The organism is Nitrospirota bacterium (assembly GCA_015233895.1).
GTDB lineage: Bacteria > Nitrospirota > Thermodesulfovibrionia > Thermodesulfovibrionales > Magnetobacteriaceae > Magnetomonas.
Genome location: JADFXG010000008.1, coordinates 20,855 through 44,660 on the forward strand (window position 1 = coordinate 20,855; position 23,806 = coordinate 44,660).

The window sequence follows — 23,806 nt, forward strand, 5'->3', positions numbered from 1 at the left end:
GAGCTAAGTTATGGGAAAAGAAGTACATGCAACTGAGGAACAACTAAGATATGCTAAAATCCTTGACATAGGAATGAAAGTTGGAATGCTTATGTTGATAGTATCTTTTGCACTTTATTTAACGGGGATATTGCAGCCTCAGGTACCGGTGGATGAACTGCCTAAGCTGTGGGGACTGTCAGTGCATAAGTATCTTGAGGTGAAGGGGTTACACGGCGGATGGTCGTGGCTGCACCTTCTTAACAAGGGTGATTTTCTAAACTTTACAGGTATAGTTTTCCTCGGAGCAGTAACAATTATGTGCTTTCTGGCAATAATCCCCATGTTGTTTAGAAAGAAAGACATTGCTTATGGGATTATTGCCCTGACAGAAGTGACAGTGCTAATTTTGGCGGCATCAGGATTGTTAAAGACAGGAGGTCACTAATATGGGAAACGATAAGTACAGAATGCACCTGATGGGAGATTTAAAATCCATCATTTTGGCTACCGATGGTTCCGATTTTAGTAAAGGCGCAATAACTGAAGGAATTAATTTTGCCTCAGCCTGCATGACCCGGTTGACGCTTTTGAGGGTTTTTGAGTTTAATCCCGAATTTGAAACATCAGGGATGGCATATGTTGATAAAATGGAGGAGGAAGCCGGTAAACATTTTGATGCTATTCGGGATTTGGCTGCCGAACAAAATGTTGAGTGCGATATAGTGGTAAGAAGATCAAATCAGCCCTATGAGGCTATAGTAGATGAGGCAAAAAAGAGAAAAGCCGACATAATAATAATGGGAAAGCACGGCAGAACCGGGCTAACCCTGATGATGATGGGGAGCCAGACGGCTAAAACCATCGCCTACTCTCAGTGCAAGGTACTGGTCGTACCTAAAGCCGCAGAAATAAAAGGTGAGAACATTATGTTTGCCACAGATGGCTCAAAGTTTAGTGAAGCTGCCGAGCTTGAGGCCATCAATATGGCTGCCAGATGTCCTTTTGTTAAGAATTTCCTTGCCGTTTCAGTTGCAACCGGTAAAGATAAAATAGCGGAGGCTGAGAACAATCTACTAAGAGTCAAGGATAATTGCGCAAAGCGTGGTGTAGCTGTTGAAACCCTTGCTCTGATTGGTGAGCCATATAAGGCAATTGTTAACGCATCCATGGAGTCAGGCGCTGATCTGGTTATAATGGGCTCACACGGCAGAACCGGACTACAAAGACTCCTTATGGGAAGCGTTGCCGAGCGTGTCGTATCACTTGCGCAATGCTCGGTGCTTATTTCTAAAATTTCGTAATATTTTGTTATACAGAAAAAGGCACTGCCCATTCATTGGGCGTGCCTTACTGTTTACTTTGCCTTCAGCACTCTTATCATATTTAAATAATAACAATTGCAACATAATAGGTGCATTATGTAACAGTGGTTTAAAAAATAAGTAGTGTCTCAGTTTTGTCCCATAGATAGGCGGAAGCTTCATATGATATAATAAAAACATGTATAGATATGGGGAATTTGACTATACGATAGTATTATAGGTAAGTTATAGCAATGAAATATAAATATGAAGATATGTCCCATAATCAATTCGAAGATTTGGTCATTGTAGTTTGTCAAAAACTCCTTGGTATTGGTGTTCAAGGGTTTTCTGAAGGACCTGATGGAGGACGTGATGCTAAGTTTATTGGCGTTGCAGAACTTTATCCAAGCAAAGCGAAACCTTGGAGCGGAACAGTGATTATACAGGCTAAACATACAAATAACCTCAACAGTAAATTTTCGGACACTGATTTTTTCAGTCCAAATGATGATTCCTCCATCATTGCACAAGAGATTCCCAAAATGATACGACTACGTCAAAACAATGAACTTGATCATTACATGCTCTTCTCAAACAGAAAACTTACGGCAAAGGCTGAATCTGATATTCGTAAGTACATATCACAAAAAATAAACCTTCAAGAGGAGTCCATCTGTCTTCGTGGTGTTGAGGAACTTGAAAGATATCTTAAACAGTTTCCTGATATTGTTGAAATAGCAGGCATTGACCCCGTCGACTCACCACTAATTGTAAGCCCTGATGAACTCGCAAAGATTATATTAGCACTTGCCGATCATCTGAGAACCGGACAGGTTGTATATAGTAACCCACCTACATCCCGTATTCCTTATAAAGATAAGAATAATATAAACAACATGACTCCAGAATATGCTAAAGCACAGCTCAAATGTTATTTGAAAGAGACCAGACAAATCGAAGATTTCCTTGCTGCCCCTGAAAATGGTGAATTACTTTCGTTATATCAAAGCACCGTAGAAGAATTTCAGCTTAAGATAATTGCAAATAGAAAGGATTATCAGACATTTGACAACATAATGGAATACCTGAGTGATTCTCTGTTTGACAGGGATGGAGATTTAAGAAAGAATAAGCGTCTTACGAGAGCAACGTTGTTTTATATGTATTGGAATTGCGATATAGGTAACGAGGAAAATGCTTAGACCAACTAAACATTCCCATCCCGATAGAACCATAATTAATGTTGCGTACATTTTGCTTAAACGTCTCAAAAAGCGCCGAATAGAGAAGTTCGATGAATTACTTAAATTTACTAAGAGCTCGGTTAAGGGTGGCGGCACTTTATTTTTATCGGCGTTGAACTTTCTCTACGTTCTTGGATTGGTTGAATATAGACGACAAACCGACTCTATCGAATATGTAGGTTCAAATGAAACTATCTAGACTTTATTCAAATAAGCCTGAGATTTTTGAACCAATTGACTTTATAGCAGGATTGAATGTTATTTTGGCTGAAATCCGATTGCCGGAGAATAAGAAAAAAGACACACACAATCTCGGCAAAACTACTCTTGGGCGTTTGATCGATTTCTGCCTATTGTCAGGAAGAGATAAAGATTTTTTCTTATTTAAGCATAAAGAAATATTTGAAGATTTTATATTTTTCATTGAGATCGAATTACTTGACGGCACATTTATAACTGTAAGACGTAGTGTTGAAAATGCCACTAAAATTAGCTTTAAGAAGCACAATGATAGGAAGCAAGACTTTTCGGAACTTCCTGAAACCAGTTGGGATCATTTAGATATACCGTTTGAAAAATCAAAAGAACTCTTGGACGGAATTCTCGATCTTCGTTCGATAAAACCTTGGCCGTATCGAAAAGGGTTGGCTTATTTACTTCGCTCTCAAAAAGATTATATAGATGTTTTTCAGCTTGATAAATTTAAATCTTCTCATAAAGACTGGAAGCCATATTTAGCTCAAATCCTTGGTTTCAATGCCGAGATCATTATGGAACACTATAGTAAAGAAGAAGAGCTATCGAGGAAACAGGACGCTGAGAAAATCATAAAGGATGAACTTGGTGCGTCCGCCGACAATCTTAGTGAAATTGAAGGGATATTATCTTTTAAGCAAATCGACACGGAAAAAAAACAGAAGTCCCTCGATGCCTTTGATTTCCGAGGTAACGACAAAGAAAAGACTGAACAACTTGTTGATGAAATCGATGATGAAATCGCAGATTTAAATTCAAGGCGGTATTACCTGATGCACAATAAGAAAAAGATTAACTCCTCACTTGAAGAACAAAGAATTCTTTTCAATCCTGAAGAAGCTAAAATACTATTCGAAGAAGTCGGTGTTTTTTTTCAAGGACAGATAAAACGTGACTTTGAACAATTAATAAAATTCAATCGTGCAATAACGGAAGAGCGAAGATCGTATTTGCTTGAAGAACGTAACGAAATTGATGCTCAGTTAAAAGTTATTGATTCTCAACTTAATGAATTTGGTAAGAAACGTTCCGATACTCTTTCATTTTTAAGTGATACCGATGCTTTCTCAAAATATAAGCAGCTAACCAATGAACTGGTCATATTGAAAGCCGAAATAGAAAATCTGGAAGATAAGCGTAAAAAACTTCATCGGCTGCATGAATTACGAAAAGAAATTCGCACACTTGATAGCGAAAAGAAACAGCTTCAAACACTTATAGAAGAGGATGTCGCAAAACTGAATTCAGACAAAGGTGCTTTGTTTGACAAGATACGTATTTTATTCAACAAGATAATTGAAGAAATTGTTGATCAAAAGGCAGTTATGAGTGTGGAGCCTAATAAAGAAGGACATCTTGACTTCAGAGCAGAGTTTTTAGATAAGGAAGGGAATACAACAAGTGCCGGTATGGGACATACATATAAAAAGCTTCTTTGTATCGCTTTTGATATGGCTATTCTTCATGCCCACGCCTCCGATCGATTCCCACATTTCGTTTTCCACGATGGAGTTTTCGAATCTCTCGATGACAGAAAAAAAGAGAACCTGCTTCGTGTTATCAGAGAATATTCGAATTATGGAATCCAGCATATTATTACTTTGATCGATTCCGATCTCCCCCAACAAATACCATCTGAAGAAACATTATTTGAAGATTCGGAGATTGTTCTCAAGCTTCACGACGAAAACGAAAGTGGCCGGCTCTTCAAAATGCCATCTTGGTAGAATGACAACAATCGAACGGCGGTTGGCTGTAGTTCGAGAAAGTAAGAATATTTCAAACTGAGACACTACCAAAAATACAACTTGCGTATTTGTGATTATTGGAGGCTGAGGGATTTAGGTAAACGTAGTGTGATACAATAAATTGGATGCAAATTATAAAGACAATAGATGAGATAAAGACGATAATCAACTCCAACAGGGAGGTGCTTGAGAGCAGATTTAAGGTCAAGACCATTGGAGTCTTTGGCTCATATGTCCGCGGAGCGCAAAATAAATGGAGCGATATCGATATTCTTGTTGAGTTTAGTGAACCGGTTGATTTAATCCAGTTTATTGAACTTGAGAACTACCTTGCCGGCAAACTTGGGAAAAAAGTTGACCTTGTTACGAAAAACGCTCTAAAACCATTCATAGGAAAGTGCATACTTGATGAGGTTGTTTACGTATGAGCAGGCGACAATACATGGACTTCATAAACGATATCTATGAGTGTATTAATGATGTCGGCGATTTCATTGAAAACATGACGTACGAAGAATTTCTTAAGGATAAGAAAACGAATTACGCAGTGCTCAGGTGTATTGAGATTATTGGTGAAGCCGCCAAACACATACCCACGGAGATTTGTGATAAGGCTCCAGATATAAAATGGAACGAGATCAGGGGCATGAGAAACAGGGTAATCCACGAATATTTCGGTGTGGATTATGTCATAGTTTGGAAAACAGCAAGGGAATACCTGCCGGAACTTAAAGCTAAAGTAGAGGCTCTCATTAAGCTGGTATCTGGATAATGCCCATCGGCGGGGAAAGAGCAGCAGTGCAAAACCCGCTAACCAAGTACACCACCGAAGCGGGTTGGACATATTTATCAGCCGAACAATGCCGGACACTCAGAGGAAACGACACAGGGCTTATACTGAAAGACATCTTTATCGAACAGGTCTCTAAACTAAATCCCTTTATGACACCGGAGCTTGCCATGGAACTGTCAAAAAAACTCCTCCCGCTTAAAACCGGCATAGAGGGTAATCTGATAGTATGGGAGTACATAAGAGGGCTTAGACAAATCCATGTACCGGCAGAAAAACGGGAGCGCGATGTAAAACTTATGGATATTAACAATACCTACAACAACACCTTCCACGTAACCGATGAATTCACATACTCAAGCGGCACGGCTACTGTCAGGGCAGACGTGCTGTTTTTAATAAACGGAATACCGCTTATAATAGTAGAAACTAAGGCAGCACACAAGGTGGAGGGGATAGCTGAGGCACTTGACCAGATACGCAGATATCACCGTGAGGGCGTGGAGCTGCTGTCCATGCTTCAGCTCTACACCTTAACACATTTAATCTGCTACTACTATGGGGCGACATGGAACACCTCACGTAAAGGACTGTTTAACTGGAAAGATGAACAGGGCGGTGACTTTGAGACAATCGTTAAAGCATTTTTTGACAAACAACGTGTATTAAGAACTCTGCATGACTACATACTTTTTATCCGGCAAGATGATGAACTTAAGAAGATAGTCCTTCGCCCTCACCAGATGCGGGCAGTTGGCAAAGCAATAAAGAGGGCGCTGTCAGACAAAAAGCGCGGCCTTATCTGGCACACACAAGGCTCCGGAAAGACATATACCATGATTACCACTGCAAAGTTGATTATAGAAAATCCCGCATTTAACAATCCCACCGTGATTATGCTTGTTGACCGTAATGAGCTTGAAAGCCAGATGTTTGCAAACCTTTCATCGGCGGGTTTTATGCAGCAAGACGTTGAGACAGACAGCAAACTGGCTCTGGAGAACGCTCTTAAAAATGACAAGAGGGGCTTGATAGTCTCGATGATTCACAAGTTTGATGGAATTAAAGAGGGTATTAACACAAGGCATAACATCTATGTGCTTGTGGATGAGGCTCACAGAACTACAGGCGGAAAACTTGGCAACTACCTGATGGGCGCTCTCCCTAACGCTACCTATATTGGATTTACAGGCACGCCGATTGACAGGCTGTCATACGGTCAGGGAACGTTTTTCACATTTGGTAAAGAAGACCCGCCTAAGGGATACCTCGATAAGTACGGCATAGCAGAGAGCATAGAGGACGGCACAACCGTTGCTCTGCACTACACCCTTGCGCCCAATGAGCTTCTTATTGACAGGGAAACGCTGGAAAAGGAGTTTTTGAATCGTTCAGAGGCCGCAGGTGTAAGCGATATAGAGGAGCTTAACAAAGTGCTGGCTAAAGCGGTAAATCTCCGTAATATGCTTAAAAACCCTGAGCGTATCGAAGAGATTGCCGCTTATGTCGCAAACCACTTCAGGGAAAACGTGGAGCCGATGGGCTATAAGGCTTTTCTGGTTGCCGTGGACAGGGAGGCGTGTGCTCTTTATAAGTCGGCACTGGATAAACACCTGCCCTCTGAGTACTCATGCGTGGTCTATAGCAAATCTCAGAATGATGAGGAGCACATGAAGTCATATTATCTTTCAGACGAACAAGAGAAGCTCATCCGTAAGGACTTCAGAAAACCCGATACCGAATTAAAAATACTGATAGTTACCGAAAAACTTCTGACCGGCTTTGATGCCCCCATCCTCTACTGCATGTATCTGGATAAACCCATGCGTGACCATGTGCTCCTTCAGGCTATTGCAAGGGTAAACCGCCCATATGAGGATAGCGCTGGCAGGGCAAAACCTTCAGGGTTTATTGTTGATTTTGTAGGATTATTCGCTAACCTTCAGAGTGCTCTTGCATTTGATTCCTCTGATATCGAAGGCGTGGTGGAGGATGTGGAGTTTTTAAAGGGAGAGTTTGCAAAGAGGATGGTACAGGCAAAGGATCAGTATCTGTCAATTGCAATGGGCAAGGCAAGAGATAAGGAGGTTGAGGCTATCCTTGAGCATTTTGTGGATGAGAAACTCAGGCATAAGTTTTTTGAGTTCTTTAAAGATATCTCAAGCATGTATGATATCATCTCACCCGATGCGTTTCTAAGGCCGTACCTTGACAACATGGAGGCGCTTACCCGCATATTTAGGATACTCAAAGAAGCCTACTGCCCAACAATCACGATAGACAGGGAATTTACCCGAAAGACCGCTCAACTTGTTTCCGATCAAACCAAGGGTGGAAACATTGGGCCAATTATAGGAATCTATGAAATCAATGAAGAGACACTTAAAAGGATTGATGCAAGCCGGGTTTCAGACAGGGAGAAGGTTTTTAATCTGATAAAAACTATTGTTAAGCATGTAACAGAGGGGGCTGACGAGCTGCCCTATCTGAGGTCAATCGGTGAGAGGGCTGATGAAATTATACATCGTTATAACGAGGGGCAGGAAATGACTCAGGCAACTATTAATGCCTTAAAAAACCTTGTTAACGAAATCAATGATGCAAAGCGGGAGCAAAATTCCAAAGGGATGCCAAATGAGGTTTTTTCAGTTTACTGGTTATTTAGAAATGAAGGCATTGCAGAACCGGAAAACAGCGCTAACGAGATGAGCGAAGTTTTTAAGACAAACCCACATTGGAGGAGTAACGGATCCCATGAGAGAGAGGTACGCAAAAAGTTATATAGCATTCTTAGCAAATGTGGACTATCCGGCTTCATTGAGTTTGGTAAAAATATAATGGACATCCTCAGGGGCCGGGGAAAATGACCGCATTTCAGCTTAAACAGGAAGTCCATCTGTGGGCAGACAAAATAAATGTCAAACCCGTAGAGGTACATATCCGTAAGATGAAAAACAAGTGGGCTAGTTGTTCAGGCAGAGGGCGCCTTACCTTCAACTCAAATATTTTGGATGAGGAGGATGGGTTTATCAACGAGGTGATAGTGCATGAACTTTTGCACCTGAAATACCCTAACCACGGACGAATGTTTAAAACCTTGCTGAAAACTTATGTTGGTTCAGAATTATAATAACACTGTGAAACATGGGCTTTCTTCTTGACATTTTTTTGCTTTATCTGCTTAAATCAACTGCTTGCTTTGTTTGACCGTTGGCAATATGAAAGAAAAAACATCCACCATCACAACGCAACCCGGCCATATAGGCCATAGACAGCGGCTGAGGCAAAGGTACATTAAAGCCGGAATCAGCTCTTTAGCCGACTATGAGGCGCTTGAGCTGCTGCTTACATACACACGCCTTCAAAGAGACGTTAAGCCTGAGGCAAAAAAATTAATAAAAACCTTCGGGAATCTTGCCGAGGTTTTAGACTCCCCGATAGAACAACTGCTTGAAATAGAAGGAATTGGTATTCAAAGCGCTGTTTTAATCAAACTTGTTAAAGACTTGAGTACCAAATACTTAAATGAAAAACAAATCTACAAAAAAACCATTAAAACCCCACTTGATGTCGTTGACTATCTGAGGACAAAACTTGGCGCTCATAAGAAAGAAACAGTTATGACATTATTTTTAAACTCTCAAAACAAAATTGTAGGCGAGGAGATAATAAGCGAGGGAATAGTAAACTACGTCTATGTTCACTTAAGAAACATATTTGAAATCGCTCTGAAATATAACTCCACAGCGATTATATACGTCCATAACCACCCGGATGGAAAAATTGACCCCTCCGATGAAGATATAAAGCACACACATCAACTTGTGGAAACTGCCAAAAACCTCAACATCACAATCCACGACCATATAATTGTAAACAGATACGCATATTTTAGTTTTAGTGAAAAAGGGTTATTATAACATGATGGACAGAAGCTCTCTTGAACTATCAGCCATATATGAAATAAGCAAGATACTTGGCTCATCGCTTGAGATTACCAAAACTCTTAAAAACGCACTCAAGGTTCTCTCCGTGTTTCTTGACATTGAAAGAGCAGCCATATCGTTAAAAGAAAATGGACAGCTCGTTATAAAAGCGGCACACGGCCTGAGTGCCGATGAGATAAAAAGCGGACGATACCTGCCCTCATCCGACATAGAGGCAAACGTGGCGAAGTCCGGATATCCTGTTGTGATTCCCAATGCTGTAGATGATTCGCAACACACTGAAAAAAAAGCATTTCTCTGTGTCCCCATGAAATCAAAAAAGGAAATCATCGGAGTCTTGAGTGCTTACAGAATTTACAGGGGTTTTACTAAAGTATCTTTGGATGAGGATTTGCGCCTGCTTAAAATCATAGCCTCGCTGATTACCCAGTGGACAGAGCTCTCTGAAAAAGTCGAAACAGAAAAGCAAACTTTGATACAGGAGCGGGAATCCCTCAAGCTTGAGCTTAAGGGAAAATACCGGATTGATAACGTAATAGGAAGCTCCGGGGCCATGCAGGATGTCTTTGAAGCCGTCCATCGTGTGGCAAAGACAAAGGCCACAGTATTGATAACCGGAGAGAGCGGCACAGGAAAAGAACTCATAGCACGGGCAATCCACTACATGGGAAAGCAAAGCAACGGTGCGTTTATAAAGTTTAACTGTGCTTCAATCCCTGAGGGACTTCTTGAAGCGGAGCTTTTTGGCCATGACAAGGGGGCATTTACGGGTGCTGTGACGGCAAGAAGGGGACGCTTTGAGCTGGCCCACAAAGGGACCATATTTCTTGATGAAATCGGAGATTTAAGCATGGCACTTCAGCCTAAAATTTTACGCATTCTTCAGGAGCGGGAATTTGAACGCATAGGGTCAGAAAAAACCATCAAAGTTGACGTCAGAGTGATAGCCGCTACGTCAAAAAATCTTCAACTTCTTGTCTCACAAAACAGCTTCAGAGAGGATTTGTACTATAGGTTAAACGTAGTGCCGATTTGTTTACCGCCTATGCGTGAGCGTACGGAGGATATTACGGAGTTAATAGAGTATTTTCTAAAAAAATTCAGCAAAGAAAACGACAGGGCTGTTGAACTCAGTGATGAGGCCTTAAGTTTGATGAAGAAATACCACTGGCCCGGAAATGTGCGGGAACTGGAGAACACGGTGGAACGAATTGTGATTATGTCGCCAGAGGATGTGGTAAGAGTAAAGCACTTGCCGCTCAATATCAGGGTACTTAATCAGTCTGCCGTTGCAAATAAAGCAACACTTTCACTTACTGAGACGGAGAGAAATAAAATAACAGAGGCACTGGAAAATGCCGGCTGGGTGCATGCCCGGGCAGCAGACCTTCTTGGCATAACGCCGAGACAGATTGGATATAAGGTGAAAAAATATGGAATCAGGAGAAAAGATATTTCATGACTGGATGGTCTTGTACTTAAAGCAAAAGCTATCGCGGGATTATACGGAGGTTCTTACCAATCTTAAAGAGGAGCACGAATTTGAGGGCATGTATCCGGATTTAATTCTCAATAACTACGGGATGACTGTCGGAGTGGTTGAGGTAGAAACTGAAAGCTCCATATCGACAGACAGCGCTAAACGGTGGAGGCAGCTTTCTGGTAAAGGCGTCAAGTTAATAGTGATGGCGCCGGAAAGGTCAAAACAAAGACTGATGGGTTTACTTTGGGATGAGGGCATAGCTGGCAGTGTCGCTTTGGGCGGCTATGAGTTGAAAGTTAACATGCCGTAATACCATTTATCGTTTATAGTTAGAACCCTAAATCCGCTATAGGTGTGTGAAAAAGAGTTAAAAGCCCTCGTGCTTAAATGTTTTCAGATTATAAAGAGTGCAAGCGGCGAGTGCCTAAAGTTAAGAGGATTAAAGTGTTCTGGCAGGAATAGAAGACTCGAAAGCGGGTAGAGTTCAGAAACTTACCTCTCTGAAAACTGTTGTCACTTGTAAAATGGATAATGCCGTAAGATAATGTATTGGCTAAGGGAGACAATAAAAAGTATCAAAACTGCAGGGATCACCGTTTTGTATAATTTTATGACATCAGCCTTAAAATACTCCCAGGTCACCACAAAACACACGTGTACGGGAGAGAGCAGGACGCCTGCGTATCCTGATAAAAAGGCAAATGAAAACGCATACGGATCAATCCCCGGTAAGTGCAAAAGCAGTGGAAACGTGCTTCCCACAAAGGCAAGCGTAAAACCGGTTAGAAATCCGGTTATAAATGGCAGGAGCACAAGAAGCGGAGCAAGTGGAATTCCCTGAGAGTTAAAGAAGCCGCTTAAGTTTGTTACAGCACCAGAGCTTTGGAGAGTCTCCTTAAATAACACTACTCCCGCAATTAGAAATATAACGTCAGGCTTAAATCCATACTTTATAACCTCATAGATTTCTCTTATGCTGTACCTATAAACAATAAAGAGCGAAAAGACCGTTATCATCATAGCCATATGTAGTTTTACCTTAAAGACTATAACAACAAAAAGCAAAAGCGATATTGGTAAGAAGCTCATTATTGCCCGTCCAGCTTTAATAACGCCTGTCTGTTTTTTATCAAACGAGCCGGTTATTCCTTTCATGCCAAAGATAAAACCAATTGCCAGCATTGAAAGTGAAGAGGCAAGGTTAAGAAAAATGAAGTGCCTGAGATCGATTTGAGTTATGATGCCAGCCAGCAGGATTCCCGGATAAAGCGGCAGAATCGGCTCCCACGGATGCCGAAACCAGTAGTTTGTAAAAGCCATATCCTCTTTTGAAAGGTTAAGCCCTTCTGAGGATTCCTCAACCATCGGGCAGGAAAAGTAAGCTCCGCCAATAGAGGGCAGCATCCCGATAAGCAATGGCATTGAAACTATAACAAACTTTTTTTTACGCAGAAGCCCCTTAACTGCAGTCATCATTTCTTTAAGCACATCCCGTTCACGCAGAATTTTTTCAACCATCCGGATAAACGTAAGGGCTATCATTAACGCAAAGGTCTCCTGAGATATTATCGCTGTGTAGGCAGTATTTGCAATTGCTTTAGGTCCCATCAGATATTCTAAAAACAGGATAACAGAAGCTAAAATCAGCACATATCCCACATCGAGTTTTTTTCTCAGGAGAAACACCATCAGCACAAACACTATCAGTATTTTAACTATATCAGACACACAGGCTCTCCCTGTCGGTTTTAGACAAAATATCTTCAACGGCACTCAGAGCCTCGGAGCGTTTGGAAATGCTGCCCTCAAGAGTCATTGCCTGCACCTGACCAAGTATTCGGCTAAAGAGCGGGGATGGTTTAAGCCCAAAGGTCTCAATAAGGTCATGGCCGGTTATGAAATGCCCGGTCATCAGACGCGGTAAGTAGGTTTCTCTGTAAAAGGAGGTTACATCATCGCAAAAAAAGGTAAATCGGTGTGCGTCATTGGAATTTAAAAACATTTCCGTAAGGGTCAGAACAAGCGAAGCAATAAAATCATCTCCCATGTCAAGCAGAAACCGTACAGTCAAGTCAATTCTCATACCGGATTTAAAAACGCTGAAAGCCGTTCCATGATGTTTGAGAATTTTATGTACAAAGTCTGCTTCATCAGTAGAGGTTTTTAAACGCATACATGTATCCAATGCTGCATCTGCCGAGGTCTTAGCGGCACAAAAAAAGGCGGTGAGTTTTAGAAACGGCAGTCTGTGTGCAGCGCCCGTGATATAAGAGTTCAAGTGGGTCATAAAGAGCGAATTGGATGTGTTGTTTATAATTTTTTCAACCTCACTATACAGTGCCACAGCTTTTACAAGATCAACGTTTGTGTTTTTTATTTCAAAAAACACCTCGGCAATCAGTCCGCACTGGTTCATTTGACTCACAGCCGCAGATGAGTTCTTTGCCCTTGTCATTTCTTTTAACTCAAAGATTACTCTTTCAGCAGGGACGTTTGCAATAAGTTTCTTTAGCTGCATGATGGCCTGGAGCGTTTGCTCATCAATATTAAAGCCCAACTCTGCCATAAATCGAAAGGCTCTCAGCATTCTTAGCGGATCGTCTTTAAGATTCTTAACTGACACCATTTTGATTAAGCCGTTTTTGAGGTCTTTATAGCCGCCGGTTACATCAACAAGGGATTCAACTCCCTTGTGAAGTGGAAAAGCCATTGCGTTTATTGTAAAATCCCTCTGGAGCAGATCGTCCTCTATGGTGTTGCCTCTGAAGGCGGTAAAATCAAAATAATAGCCGCCCTTGACGACTCTTACAGTTTTAAATTTATCATTAAGTTTAACAAAAGTCCCGCGGATTTTATCTGCAAACATTCCTGCCTCAGCATATGGGTTGTAACCGGGCAGGGCAATGTCAATATCTTTTTGCTTCAGGCCCATAAGAATATCTCTGACCGTGCCCCCCACAACCCAAACGTCACTCCGACCGGAAAGTGTTTCTTTTAAAACTTCATATAGTGTGCTTAAATCCTGTGACATAAAACTAATTTGTCACACTCATTTCCTGCGTTTGCGCAGAAATGGAAATCTCCGCTTTACTGCAATTTCAGGAGTTTTAGGGTCGTAAGCAAATTCACTTTCGCGCCAAACACAGATATTTTCAGCCAGCTCGTTATCGAGCGCTATGTGCATACCCTCGCACTCGATAACAAACGTTGGATAGCTCTGATGCAGTTTTACGGTGACGCCAGGCCGGATGCTAAGACCGTTTAACCGGTGTATGAGCTGGTCGTTAGGGCAGTTAACATAAGCAATGCGGGCGTACTTACCAATGTCAAGCTCATCAAGATGAATCACCGAGCTGTTAACCGACTTTGCAGAGAGCTCACAACATTTTCCCGATGGTATTGGAAGCCCGTGAGGACACTCCTTCGGATGCCCAAGCAGTGTGCAAATACTGTCAACAAGCTCCATTGTCACAATATGTTCAAACTCACACGCTCCATCCTCTATGTTTTTCCCCATGACATCATAAAGAAGCCTCTCGGCAAGCCTGTGAGCGCGCACTATGTGCCGTGCCCTTTCTAATCCTTTGGGGGTCAGTCCTATGATTTTGCTGCTGTCGTCAATTTCCACAAGATTATCGGAGACTAATTTTTCAATTACCTCCTCACTCAGCCCGCCGTGCGTATCCTCGCTTAACCCTCCAACCGTGTGCTCACAAATATCCGACACGGCTCCTTGCCCTTTTTCGTTTATATACCAGAGGCTCTCCAGATACTCATCAACCTCGGTGCAGTTATTATTATTCATTGAAATATCCCCCTTTCTCACACTATCATACATGGTTAAAAAATAATAAAACCTTGTTCAATGCTCCCGCTATTACAAGAGATGACGCAGTTATAAAAAACGCCATTGTTAACGCTCTCCTTAAACCTATTTCTTTAATCATAGCCCCCAGATTGGCAAAACACGGGACAAACATCGTCGTAAGCGTCACACTTACAATCGCCTGATTAAAATCCAGCCGGCCTTTGTTTACAAAGTCCATAATAACAGCTGCCGCCGCCTCACGCCGTGCTAAGACCAAAATCAGCACATCTACCATTTCATTAGGAAGCCCTAAAAAGTTGTTTATAAGCGGCGCTAAAAACACCTTGGCTATTTTAAGGAACCCAATCTTTTCAAGCGTAAACAGAAACACCGCAGAAAGCAGAAAAATAGGCAACGCTTCTTTTAAAAACATATATAGCCGATAGTAAGTCTTCTTTAACACCGCAAACACGTTGGGAATTCTTATAGCCGGAAGTGCCTGAAGATATGTGTTCTTTGTGTCATCTCTCATTAAGATGTTAAGCAGCACGCCTGCTGTGATTTCCGTTATAAGCAATACCGAAAACACAATCAAAAAAGCCTTAAACCCTACCTTGCCAAGCATTCCCATACTAAGTCCTATCTGTGGAGCACACGGCAGCGCAAAGGCTATTAAAAATATGGCTATGTACTTTTCCTTATCCGAGTTGATAGTTCTTGTTGTAAAAGTTGCCATTGTCTTACAACCAAACCCAAGCACAATAGGCATTATAGAATAGCCGCTTAAACCAACCTTAGCAAAAAGGCGGCGGGTTAAAACTGTTAAATTGGGCACATATCCCATATCCTCCAAAACATTGAATACAACAAAAAACACCGATAATATCGGAAGCACGGTTAAAATAGCTCCACCTAACCCTAAAGAGAGCAGTCCATGGCTACCCAACAAAAACTCCCTCCAAAACTGTGATGGTACCATAGAGCTAAGCTTGTCCATAACCGGCTTCCACAGATACGACTCCATCAAAGTTGATATCTCATTTGCCACATTAACTACCAAAAGATACGTAATCAGTATTATCATACAGAAAATAGGAATCCCGGTTACCACATTTCTGCTCATCTGTGCAAACGTTTTAGCCATGCTTCTTTGGTCAAAGTCCTGAGTTTTAACTATTTTGTCTGAAAGTTGATCAACCCACTCCGAACGTTTGTAGTAAACGATTTTCCCTATGCTGCCTACAAATTGAGAAGTTATGCCGGATAAGTTTTTTTGAATCTCAGCGTACTGGTTTTCGCCGAATGCTTCAATCAGGTCTTTTTCTAAAAATCGGTCGTTAAGAAGCAATAGCATTGCAGTTTTACGCTTAAAGGGAAAATCCTCAGGCAGATCATGAATTACGTTTGCAAGTCCTGCTTCAATCATATCACCATAGTAAATGGATGCTTTTGGCGCTTTGGCTCGTTCTATAGAGCTTTTTAACTTTCTTGTGCCAATTCCCCTGATTGCAATGGACTCTACAACCGGCACTCCCAGTGTAGAGGAAAGCATGGCAGTATCAATCCAAATTCCTTTTTTTGAGGTTTCATCAATAGCGTTAAGAGCTATAACCATAGGGATTCCCAGTTCCATAAGCTCTATGCCAAGCATGAGGGATTGCTTAAGGAGATTAGCGTCAAGACAAAAGAGCAGGACATCCGGCTCCTCGGAAAAAATTAGATTTCTGACTAAAAGCTCCTCCTCCGAGTTTGCAAACAGGCAGTATAGGCCAGGCATATCATAGAGTTCATATAATACGCCTCCGTGTTCATAATATGCCCTGTTTACATCAATTGTGGTGTGATGGTAGTTGGCAACAAGATTGTATGTACCTGTCAGATTATTATAAATCTGTGTTTTTCCACTGTTTGGAAGGCCAAGAATCAGCACCTTCCTCTCTTTGTCCTTTAAACGTGGAGCAGTCTTTTCATCCAATAATCCCATAAGGCAACTAAAAAGTATATATTATGTCTTAAACTATTTACAAGTGTGTGTCGTCTGGCTTGATATCACTGAAAGCCGGGGAAGGGATTTGAACCCTCGACCTGCTGATTACGAATCAGCTGCACTACCACTGTGCTACCCCGGCACTTGTCCAGTACCAATTCAATTTTATAATATTAATATCCTAACATAATTAAAATCGTTTATATAACCCTCAGATAAATTTTTACAATTCCCTGAATTTCTAAAATTTTTTACTTGACAATTTTTCTCAGGTATGTTAGCTTAGTCGTGCTTTGGTATTTACAGATGGCAGAAATTATGAGTTTGGAGAGATGATACGTGGTAGAGTTTAACGCGTTATGGTTTTTTGTACTGGTTACTAACTTTGTCGTTCTGGCAATTCTTCTAAACTTCATTTTGTTTAAGCCGTTAATTTTACTGTTCAAAGAACGCCAGCGTTTAAAGGATGAGTCTGCCAATGAGGTAAAAGCATTGAATGAGAAACGGGACGCAGCCTTTGCAAAGTTAAAGGAAGAGATGAGTGCAGCCTCTGAAAAAGCCAAAGAAGAGTTTTCAAGGTTAAGGAAAGAAGGGCTTGATACCCACAGTGAACTGATCTCAAAAGCCCAAAGTGAGGCAGTAGAAAAACTTAATGCCGCTCTCAGGGAAATTTCAACAGAAGCCTCAGCGGCCAAGGAAAAACTAAAGGCAGGGTTAGCGCTGCTTTCTGCTACCATTGTCAACAAGTTGATGTATGACCATATTAAAGAAAATTAGACTAATTAAAGGTTTTACACTTTTTTGTGTAATGTGCCTTTTTTTCATCATGGCAGTTAGTTGCTTTGCCTCTGAAGAGGCGGAACACACATCAGGCGCATCACACTGGTTCTGGATGATTGTTAATTTTGCAGTGTTTCTTTCCGTCATTATCTACTTCCTTAAGAAACCACTGTCGGAGTATTTTGCAAACCGGACGCGCATGATTGAGCAAACGCTGCAGGAGGCAAAGGAAACCAAAATCCTTGCACAAAAAGCTCTCGATGAAATAGAGAAACAGCTAAAGATGAAAGACAGTGAGATAGAAAGGATAATCCATATAGCAAAAACCTCAGGTGAGGAAGAGCGTGACAAGTTGGTTGAAAACGCAAAGCGTATGGCTGATAAAATCAAAGAAATAACCGAACAGAACATAGAGTTTGAAAAGCGAAAGGCTATTGCTGAGATTAAAAAAAGCGCAGTTGAAAGCGCAATGGGAATGGCAGAAGATACCATCAAAGAAAATATAACCGCAGAGATTAATAACAAGCTCTTTGAGGATGCCATTTCACAAATAGGCGGTAAAAATTGAAGATTAACAACAAAGTGGCAAAAAGATTTGCTAAAGCTCTTTTTGATTCCCAGGGGCTTGAGAAAACAGAAAAAGCTCTCCATGAATTGGATTCATTTAATGCAGTGCTATTGGCTGATCTTACAATAGCCTCGATATTCACTAATCCCGCTTTCACTCTTGAGGAACGCACCAACGCAGTATCTGTTATCGCAAAAAAGCTGAAAACCAACGAGATTGTTGAAAAGTTTATTAAAAATTTAACTCTGAAAAAATATATTACAGGGCTAACCCTGATTATAGAGACACTGAGGGCACTTTACATGGAAAAAGCCAAAAAAGGAAAGGTAACCGTGATAACCGCCTCAGCTCTTGGTAAGGATAAAGAGGAAAAGTTGAAGAACGCACTGCACAAGCGTTTAAATAAAATGGTTGAAATAGAATATGTGACGGATGAATCCATTTTGGGTGGATTAGTTGTAAAGGTGGGTGGGTTTGTGCTTGAGACCAGCATCAAGGGCCAGTTGAGGCTTTTAAAAGAAGCTCTATTGAAGGAGTAGCAAAATGCAGATTAACATTGAAGAGATTAGTGAGTCTATAAAAAAGGGGATTTACGGGTTCGAGGAAAAGATAGACGTAAGTGAAATCGGAACCGTTGTCAGTGTAGGTGACGGTATTGCTAAAATATATGGCCTCACAGATGTTATGGCTGGAGAGTTGTTAAGTTTCCCAAGTGGTATATACGGTATGACGTTAAACCTTGAAACTGATTCCGTAGGCGCCGTGCTCTTTGGTGATTCCAAAAGTGTTAAAGAGACAGATGTCGTAAAACGCACAGGACGCATCATGGACGTCCCTGTCGGAGATGCTCTGTTAGGACGGGTTGTCAACGCTATAGGAATGCCTATTGACGGCAAAGGCCCCATTAATACCACAGAGCGCAGACAAGTTGATGTTATTGCCCCCGGAATTATCGAAAGAAAGCCTGTTCATGAACCCCTTCAGACCGGTATTAAGGCTATTGACGCTATGATTCCTATTGGCCGCGGTCAGAGAGAATTAATCATAGGCGACCGTCAGACCGGTAAAACATCCATAGCGGTTGACGCTATAATTAACCAAAAAGACTCCGGTGTTTTTTGTATATATGTGGCAGTAGGACAAAAAAACGCAAACGTTGTCCGTGTCGCAAAAAAGCTTGAAGAGTATGGAGCGCTTGACCACACAATTATTGTTAACGCAACGGCAAGTGAACCGGCTCCCCTTCAGTACCTTGCCCCATATACCGGGTGTGCGATGGGCGAGTATTTCAGAGACAAGGGAAAACATGCTCTAATCATATATGATGACTTAAGTAAACAGGCAGTTGCATACAGACAGTTGTCACTGTTATTAAGGCGACCGCCGGGACGTGAGGCTTTTCCCGGAGACGTATTTTTCTTACACTCAAGGCTGCTCGAAAGAGCCTGTAAACTTTCCGACGCCCTTGGGGCCGGTTCCCTTACAGCGCTCCCTATCATAGAAACTCAGGCAGGAGACGTTTCTGCCTTTATCCCTACAAATGTTATCTCTATCACTGACGGACAGATTTACCTTGAACCGGATCTCTTTTATGCTGGCATCAGACCTGCCGTTAACGTGGGACTTTCTGTAAGCCGTGTCGGAAGCGCCGCTCAGACCAAAGCCATGAAACAGGTGGCAGGCACTCTCAGGCTTGATCTTGCGCAGTTTAGAGAACTTGCTGCTTTTGCCCAGTTTGGCACAGACCTTGATAAGGCCACAATTGCTCAGATAGAGCGTGGTAAAAGAATGGTTGAAATTCTAAAACAGTCACAGTACGCTCCTATGCCGTTTGAAGAACAGGTGCTTGTGCTTTTTGCAGGCGCTCAGGGACATCTTGACGATATACCGGTTGCACAGTTGAAGGAATTTGAGACTAATTTGCTTGCCTTCATGAAGTCACAAAAGCCAGCGGTACTTAAGGGAATCGCCGAAAAGAAGGCTATTGATGACGAGTTGAAGCAGAACCTTACTGATGCCATTAAGGATTTTAAGAAATCTTTCGTTGTAAATAGTTAAGAAAAAGATGGGCAATTTAAGAGAAATAAGAAATCGTATAGAGTCGGTTAAAAATACCGGCAAAATCACAAGGGCAATGCAGATGATATCTGCTGCTAAGCTCAGAAAAGCTCAGAGCGCTATGCTTGCCACAAGGCCGTACTCAGACGAGTTGGACAGGCTTATCACTGAGGTTATCCCTAATGTGCAGAAAGAGAGCTATCCACTTTTAAATCAACGGCCAAAGAAATCTGTGGAAATAATGATTCTTACAAGCGACAGAGGTCTCTGCGGTGCATTTAACACAAACGTTCTAAAGGAAACTCTACATCTTAACAAAGAGCTGTCTTCTCAGAAGCTTTCAGTAAGTTTGCTTGCTATGGGGAAAAAGGCGCGGGATGGTATGCGCCGTTTTGAGATAAAGCCGCGGCTTTCCTGGGTGGATTTTTATAAACAATTTACTTTTGACGATGTTAAAGCAGTTGCTGATGAGATAATAGGAAGATATCTTAACGAAGAGATTGACGAGTTCATACTTGTCTATAATGAGTTTAAATCTATGATGCTGCAAACCGTAAAATGTGCTAAAATGCTGCCGATTGAGGCTGTGGATACTACATCTGAGCATGATAATGCTGCTTCACAGGCAATTTCAAAATATCTGTACGAACCCTCTGAGGAGGAGTTTTTAAAAAACCTGCTTCCAAAGTATGTAGAAAACCGGCTGTTTAAGGCTATTTTAGAGTCACGGGTTTCAGAGGAGGCATCACGAATGATGGCTATGGAAAATGCCACTAAAAACACAAAAGAGCTTCTGACCGCATTGACTCTTCAGTACAATAAGGCACGTCAGGCTACCATTACATCAGAGCTTATGGACATTGTGGGCGGCGCTGAGGCTATTAGCAAATAGAGATTATCTCAATTGAGTTTATAATAAGTTTAGGAGGATATATAGATGAAAAAGGGAAAGGTGGCGCAGGTAATTGGGGCGGTTGTTGATATAGAGTTTGACGGACCTTTGCCTGAAATCCTGAATGCCTTGTTGGTACAAAGACCGTCAGTGCCTGAAAAGAATCTGCAGGAGATAAATTTAACGCTTGAAGTAGCATCCCATATTGGTGACAACATGGTCAGAACCATAGCCATGTCCTCAACCGATGGTCTAGTAAGAGGGATGGAGGCCGTGGACACTGGCCAGCCAATTACGGTGCCTGTTGGTAACGAGGTGTTAGGGCGAATCATAAACGTAATAGGTGAACCGATAGACCAAAAGGGGCCTATAAACGCTAAAGAAAAGTGGGCAATCCACAGGGATGCACCGGCTTTTGTTGAACAGGAGCCTACGACTCAGGTATTTGAAACAGGCGTTAAAGTGTTTGACCTTATGATACCGTTTGTACGGGGTGGTAAGGTTGGAATGTTTGGCGGCGCTGGTGTTGGTAAGACCGTTGTTATCATGGAAATGATTCATAACATAGCTATGGTGCATGGTGGCGTTTCTGTGTTTGCCGGTGTCGGTGAGAGAACCAGAGAGGGAAACGACCTCTACCGCGAAATGAACGAATCCGGAGTTATCAACAAAGCGGCGCTTGTCTATGGGCAGATGAATGAACCCCCGGGTGCAAGACTCAGGGTAGCGCTTACTGCACTTACATCTTCGGAATATTTTAGAGAACAGGGGCAAGATGTGTTGCTCTTTATAGATAATATTTTCAGATTCACACTTGCAGGTGCTGAAGTGTCGGCACTCCTTGGCAGAATGCCATCAGCTGTTGGTTATCAGCCAAACCTAGCCACAGATATGGGTGAGCTTCAGGAGAGAATCACAACCACTAAAAAAGGTTCTATAACCTCAATGCAGGCCATATACGTCCCTGCCGATGACCTTACCGACCCTGCAGTTGCCACAGCCTTTACACATCTTGACGCTACGGTTGTTTTGTCAAGAAAGATTGCCGAGCTTGGCATATATCCCGCTGTTGACCCATTGGATTCCACATCAAGAATTCTTGACCCCCTTGTCTTAGGTGATGAACACTACGCAGTGGCAAGACGAGTACAGATGATTTTGCAGCGGTATAAGGAGCTTCAGGACATTATAGCCATCCTTGGTATGGAGGAGCTCTCAGAAGACGATAAAATAACAGTGTCGCGTGCCAGAAAACTGCAGAGATTTTTGAGTCAGCCATTTCACGTGGCAGAGACTTTTACCGGTACTCCCGGAAAATATGTTAAACTCTTTGACACAATAAAGGGCTTTAACGCTATTGCAGAAGGCGGATACGATGACATGCCTGAACAGGCTTTCTGGATGGTTGGGACCATAGAAGAGGCTGAGGAAAAAGCAAAAACTCTTGGCTGGTCAAGGGGCAAATAAGTGGAGGAGGGAAAACTCGCACTTAAGATAATAACCCCTGACGGCTTTTCAATAACCGAGGATGTTGACGAGGTTGTTGCTCCAGGCACTGAGGGTGAGTTTGGGGTGCTTTACGGCCACACCCACTTTATCACAACGCTTTCAACCGGTATTCTTACCTTCAGGCAAGGCAAAACCGTTAAAAAAGTACAAGTTGCATCTGCATACGCAAAAGTAGAACCCGATAATGTTCTGATTCTTTCAGACAGCGCCGGGTATGTGGAGTAAGCAGACAAACCATTTATGAAATTACCGGAATTGCTTGCTCCGGCAGGGAATTCAGAAAAGCTCCGAGTGGCTCTGCACTACGGGGCTGATGCAGTGTATTTAGGACTCTCTGAGTTTAGCTTAAGAGCTAAGTCAGGAGGGTTTTCTGAGTTTGAGCTAAAGAACGCCATAGAGTTGACTCACAGAACGGGTAAAAAAGCATACGTCACCATCAACATTTTCCCTCATAACAGAGATATTGGTTTAATAAAAGATCATATCAGTTTTTTGGCAGCCACGTCTCCGGATGGCCTAATAATTTCAGACCCTGGTGTGTTTGATATGATGACAAAGTTTGCCCCTCATATCCCTGTTCACATAAGCACTCAGGCAAACATTACTAATTATAGAAGCGCGCAGTTTTGGGAAAGATTAGGGGCCTCACGTTTGGTGCTTTCAAGGGAGTTATCAATAGAAGAGATTTCAGAGATACGAGAGCAGGTTAGCATAGAGCTTGAGTGCTTTGTTCACGGCTCAATTTGCATATCTTATTCGGGCAGATGTTACATTAGCAGTTTTTTAGCAAACCGCTCAGCTAATGAGGGGCTCTGTACAAATTCCTGCAGGTGGCAATACACGCTTATGGAGGAAAAGCGCCCGGGTGAATACTTTCCCGTCTATGAAAACCAACGCGGTAGCTACATCCTGAGTTCTAAAGACTTATGTATGCTCCCGCATTTGGATAGACTCTACAGGGCTGGTGTCAACTCCTTTAAGATAGAGGGCAGAATGAAGGGAATCAATTATCTCGGAGGTGTAACCGGAGTTTACAGAGAAGCAATAGATTCGCTCCCGGATATTCTGTACAAAGTAGAGGAATCATGGTTAAATACTATTAAAATGTCATCAAACAGGGGCTTTACAACAGGCATGTTTTTGGGAGAGCATCCTCAGAATAATTATAATCACGAAAGTTCCGAAATATATGCGGCAACACACGCACTTGTTGGTATAATCAGAGCAGTCAACCCTGATGGCACTGGGGAGGTTGCACTTAGAAATAATTTAAAAGCCGGTGACAAAATTGTTTGTCAAATTAAAAATCAACCAAACACAGAATTTGAAGTCTCTCACATAAAAGATATAGAAGGAAATGAGGTAATATCAGCTCATAATGAACAGTCAGTAACTATTCCCTTACCAGCCAAAGCGTCAGTAAACGACTTAATTCGTCGAAAAAGTTAAAT

General features: G+C 42.0%; 24 protein-coding genes and 1 tRNA gene. 20 read left to right on the forward strand and 5 right to left on the reverse strand.

Going from position 1 to position 23,806, the window contains the following annotated elements:
• The first annotated feature begins 10 nt into the window (after positions 1–10).
• The 12 genes from HQK88_07475 to HQK88_07530 all read left to right on the forward strand — a co-directional run bounded on the left by HQK88_07475 (position 11) and on the right by HQK88_07530 (position 11,063).
• Entirely contained in the window at positions 11–427 is a 417-nt protein-coding gene (locus tag HQK88_07475; protein MBF0616643.1) for a hypothetical protein, read from the forward strand.
• A 1-nt stretch (position 428) separates the two neighbouring features.
• On the forward strand, positions 429–1,283 hold the full coding sequence (locus HQK88_07480) for a universal stress protein (GenBank protein ID MBF0616644.1): 855 nt from the start codon (positions 429–431) through the stop codon (positions 1,281–1,283).
• A gap of 254 nt (positions 1,284–1,537) precedes the next feature.
• A complete protein-coding gene (locus HQK88_07485; GenBank protein ID MBF0616645.1) occupies positions 1,538–2,488 on the forward strand; it encodes a restriction endonuclease in 951 nt (316 codons plus the stop codon).
• Positions 2,481–2,729: a hypothetical protein gene (locus HQK88_07490; GenBank protein ID MBF0616646.1), complete on the forward strand. Its 249-nt coding sequence runs from the start codon at positions 2,481–2,483 to the stop codon at positions 2,727–2,729. The genes HQK88_07485 and HQK88_07490 overlap by 8 nt, the downstream gene beginning before the upstream one ends.
• Positions 2,716–4,512: a DUF2326 domain-containing protein gene (locus HQK88_07495; protein ID MBF0616647.1), complete on the forward strand. Its 1,797-nt coding sequence runs from the start codon at positions 2,716–2,718 to the stop codon at positions 4,510–4,512. Before HQK88_07490 ends, HQK88_07495 begins: the two co-directional genes overlap by 14 nt.
• A 146-nt stretch (positions 4,513–4,658) precedes the next feature.
• Positions 4,659–4,961: a nucleotidyltransferase family protein gene (locus HQK88_07500; protein MBF0616648.1), complete on the forward strand. Its 303-nt coding sequence runs from the start codon at positions 4,659–4,661 to the stop codon at positions 4,959–4,961.
• Positions 4,958–5,305: a DUF86 domain-containing protein gene (locus HQK88_07505; protein ID MBF0616649.1), complete on the forward strand. Its 348-nt coding sequence runs from the start codon at positions 4,958–4,960 to the stop codon at positions 5,303–5,305. Before HQK88_07500 ends, HQK88_07505 begins: the two co-directional genes overlap by 4 nt.
• Positions 5,305–8,190 carry an HsdR family type I site-specific deoxyribonuclease gene (locus HQK88_07510; GenBank protein MBF0616650.1) on the forward strand — a complete coding sequence of 962 codons (2,886 nt, stop codon included), beginning with the start codon at positions 5,305–5,307 and terminating at the stop codon, positions 8,188–8,190. Before HQK88_07505 ends, HQK88_07510 begins: the two co-directional genes overlap by 1 nt.
• Positions 8,187–8,453: a M48 family metallopeptidase gene (locus HQK88_07515; GenBank protein ID MBF0616651.1), complete on the forward strand. Its 267-nt coding sequence runs from the start codon at positions 8,187–8,189 to the stop codon at positions 8,451–8,453. Before HQK88_07510 ends, HQK88_07515 begins: the two co-directional genes overlap by 4 nt.
• 88 nt (positions 8,454–8,541) lie before the next feature.
• Complete coding sequence (radC, locus tag HQK88_07520) at positions 8,542–9,243, forward strand: DNA repair protein RadC (protein ID MBF0616652.1); 702 nt, start codon at positions 8,542–8,544, stop codon at positions 9,241–9,243.
• Position 9,244: 1 nt separating this feature from the next.
• Positions 9,245–10,732 carry a sigma 54-interacting transcriptional regulator gene (locus tag HQK88_07525; protein ID MBF0616653.1) on the forward strand — a complete coding sequence of 496 codons (1,488 nt, stop codon included), beginning with the start codon at positions 9,245–9,247 and terminating at the stop codon, positions 10,730–10,732.
• The gene (locus HQK88_07530; GenBank protein MBF0616654.1) at positions 10,704–11,063 is read left to right on the forward strand and encodes a hypothetical protein; all 360 of its coding nucleotides are present in this window, start codon (positions 10,704–10,706) and stop codon (positions 11,061–11,063) included. Before HQK88_07525 ends, HQK88_07530 begins: the two co-directional genes overlap by 29 nt.
• Before the next feature lie 203 nt (positions 11,064–11,266).
• On the opposite strand, the gene HQK88_07535 is transcribed toward HQK88_07530, so the two are convergent.
• From HQK88_07535 to HQK88_07555, 5 genes are all read right to left on the reverse strand, one after another.
• Entirely contained in the window at positions 11,267–12,481 is a 1,215-nt protein-coding gene (locus tag HQK88_07535) for a DUF401 family protein (GenBank protein ID MBF0616655.1), read from the reverse strand.
• Positions 12,474–13,784 carry a CCA tRNA nucleotidyltransferase gene (locus HQK88_07540; protein ID MBF0616656.1) on the reverse strand — a complete coding sequence of 437 codons (1,311 nt, stop codon included), beginning with the start codon at positions 13,782–13,784 and terminating at the stop codon, positions 12,474–12,476. The genes HQK88_07535 and HQK88_07540 overlap by 8 nt, the downstream gene beginning before the upstream one ends.
• 18 nt (positions 13,785–13,802) lie before the next feature.
• Entirely contained in the window at positions 13,803–14,558 is a 756-nt protein-coding gene (locus tag HQK88_07545) for a metal-dependent transcriptional regulator (GenBank protein MBF0616657.1), read from the reverse strand.
• Between the two features lie 25 nt (positions 14,559–14,583).
• Positions 14,584–16,545 (reverse strand): ferrous iron transporter B, encoded by a 1,962-nt coding sequence (locus HQK88_07550; protein ID MBF0616658.1) that lies wholly within the window; start codon positions 16,543–16,545, stop codon positions 14,584–14,586.
• Positions 16,546–16,618: 73 nt separating this feature from the next.
• A tRNA-Thr gene (locus HQK88_07555) sits at positions 16,619–16,690 on the reverse strand.
• A 197-nt stretch (positions 16,691–16,887) separates the two neighbouring features.
• Here HQK88_07555 and HQK88_07560 point away from each other — a divergent pair.
• Genes HQK88_07560 through HQK88_07595 form a run of 8 tightly spaced genes read left to right on the forward strand, consistent with a single transcriptional unit; the run spans position 16,888 to position 23,804 of the window.
• The gene (locus HQK88_07560; protein MBF0616659.1) at positions 16,888–17,325 is read left to right on the forward strand and encodes an ATP synthase F0 subunit B; all 438 of its coding nucleotides are present in this window, start codon (positions 16,888–16,890) and stop codon (positions 17,323–17,325) included.
• 49 nt (positions 17,326–17,374) lie between these two features.
• The gene (locus HQK88_07565) at positions 17,375–17,896 is read left to right on the forward strand and encodes an ATP synthase F0 subunit B (GenBank protein MBF0616660.1); all 522 of its coding nucleotides are present in this window, start codon (positions 17,375–17,377) and stop codon (positions 17,894–17,896) included.
• Positions 17,893–18,435 (forward strand): ATP synthase F1 subunit delta, encoded by a 543-nt coding sequence (gene atpH / locus HQK88_07570; protein MBF0616661.1) that lies wholly within the window; start codon positions 17,893–17,895, stop codon positions 18,433–18,435. The genes HQK88_07565 and atpH overlap by 4 nt, the downstream gene beginning before the upstream one ends.
• Positions 18,436–18,439: 4 nt before the next feature.
• Positions 18,440–19,954, forward strand: a complete 1,515-nt coding sequence (locus tag HQK88_07575; GenBank protein ID MBF0616662.1) for a F0F1 ATP synthase subunit alpha — start codon at positions 18,440–18,442, stop codon at positions 19,952–19,954.
• A gap of 7 nt (positions 19,955–19,961) precedes the next feature.
• On the forward strand, positions 19,962–20,846 hold the full coding sequence (atpG, locus tag HQK88_07580; protein MBF0616663.1) for an ATP synthase F1 subunit gamma: 885 nt from the start codon (positions 19,962–19,964) through the stop codon (positions 20,844–20,846).
• 45 nt (positions 20,847–20,891) lie between these two features.
• On the forward strand, positions 20,892–22,313 hold the full coding sequence (gene atpD, locus HQK88_07585) for a F0F1 ATP synthase subunit beta (GenBank protein MBF0616664.1): 1,422 nt from the start codon (positions 20,892–20,894) through the stop codon (positions 22,311–22,313).
• Positions 22,314–22,580 carry a hypothetical protein gene (locus tag HQK88_07590; protein ID MBF0616665.1) on the forward strand — a complete coding sequence of 89 codons (267 nt, stop codon included), beginning with the start codon at positions 22,314–22,316 and terminating at the stop codon, positions 22,578–22,580. It begins immediately after the preceding gene.
• A gap of 15 nt (positions 22,581–22,595) precedes the next feature.
• Positions 22,596–23,804: a U32 family peptidase gene (locus tag HQK88_07595; GenBank protein MBF0616666.1), complete on the forward strand. Its 1,209-nt coding sequence runs from the start codon at positions 22,596–22,598 to the stop codon at positions 23,802–23,804.
• Positions 23,805–23,806: the final 2 nt, after the last annotated feature.

What these genes read in the sequence shown, in the direction of transcription:
- HQK88_07475 (MBF0616643.1), top strand. Translation starts at nt 11, where the DNA reads ATGGGAAAAGAAGTACATGCAACTGAGGAACAACTAAGATATGCTAAA.
- HQK88_07480 (MBF0616644.1), top strand. Translation starts at nt 429, where the DNA reads ATGGGAAACGATAAGTACAGAATGCACCTGATGGGAGATTTAAAATCC.
- HQK88_07485 (MBF0616645.1), top strand. Translation starts at nt 1,538, where the DNA reads ATGAAATATAAATATGAAGATATGTCCCATAATCAATTCGAAGATTTG.
- HQK88_07490 (MBF0616646.1), top strand. Translation starts at nt 2,481, where the DNA reads ATGCTTAGACCAACTAAACATTCCCATCCCGATAGAACCATAATTAAT.
- HQK88_07495 (MBF0616647.1), top strand. Translation starts at nt 2,716, where the DNA reads ATGAAACTATCTAGACTTTATTCAAATAAGCCTGAGATTTTTGAACCA.
- HQK88_07500 (MBF0616648.1), top strand. Translation starts at nt 4,659, where the DNA reads ATGCAAATTATAAAGACAATAGATGAGATAAAGACGATAATCAACTCC.
- HQK88_07505 (MBF0616649.1), top strand. Translation starts at nt 4,958, where the DNA reads ATGAGCAGGCGACAATACATGGACTTCATAAACGATATCTATGAGTGT.
- HQK88_07510 (MBF0616650.1), top strand. Translation starts at nt 5,305, where the DNA reads ATGCCCATCGGCGGGGAAAGAGCAGCAGTGCAAAACCCGCTAACCAAG.
- HQK88_07515 (MBF0616651.1), top strand. Translation starts at nt 8,187, where the DNA reads ATGACCGCATTTCAGCTTAAACAGGAAGTCCATCTGTGGGCAGACAAA.
- radC (MBF0616652.1), top strand. Translation starts at nt 8,542, where the DNA reads ATGAAAGAAAAAACATCCACCATCACAACGCAACCCGGCCATATAGGC.
- HQK88_07525 (MBF0616653.1), top strand. Translation starts at nt 9,245, where the DNA reads ATGATGGACAGAAGCTCTCTTGAACTATCAGCCATATATGAAATAAGC.
- HQK88_07530 (MBF0616654.1), top strand. Translation starts at nt 10,704, where the DNA reads ATGGAATCAGGAGAAAAGATATTTCATGACTGGATGGTCTTGTACTTA.
- HQK88_07540 (MBF0616656.1), bottom strand. Translation starts at nt 13,784, where the DNA reads ATGTCACAGGATTTAAGCACACTATATGAAGTTTTAAAAGAAACACTT.
- HQK88_07545 (MBF0616657.1), bottom strand. Translation starts at nt 14,558, where the DNA reads ATGAATAATAATAACTGCACCGAGGTTGATGAGTATCTGGAGAGCCTC.
- HQK88_07550 (MBF0616658.1), bottom strand. Translation starts at nt 16,545, where the DNA reads ATGGGATTATTGGATGAAAAGACTGCTCCACGTTTAAAGGACAAAGAG.
- HQK88_07565 (MBF0616660.1), top strand. Translation starts at nt 17,375, where the DNA reads ATGGCAGTTAGTTGCTTTGCCTCTGAAGAGGCGGAACACACATCAGGC.
- HQK88_07575 (MBF0616662.1), top strand. Translation starts at nt 18,440, where the DNA reads ATGCAGATTAACATTGAAGAGATTAGTGAGTCTATAAAAAAGGGGATT.
- atpG (MBF0616663.1), top strand. Translation starts at nt 19,962, where the DNA reads ATGGGCAATTTAAGAGAAATAAGAAATCGTATAGAGTCGGTTAAAAAT.
- atpD (MBF0616664.1), top strand. Translation starts at nt 20,892, where the DNA reads ATGAAAAAGGGAAAGGTGGCGCAGGTAATTGGGGCGGTTGTTGATATA.
- HQK88_07595 (MBF0616666.1), top strand. Translation starts at nt 22,596, where the DNA reads ATGAAATTACCGGAATTGCTTGCTCCGGCAGGGAATTCAGAAAAGCTC.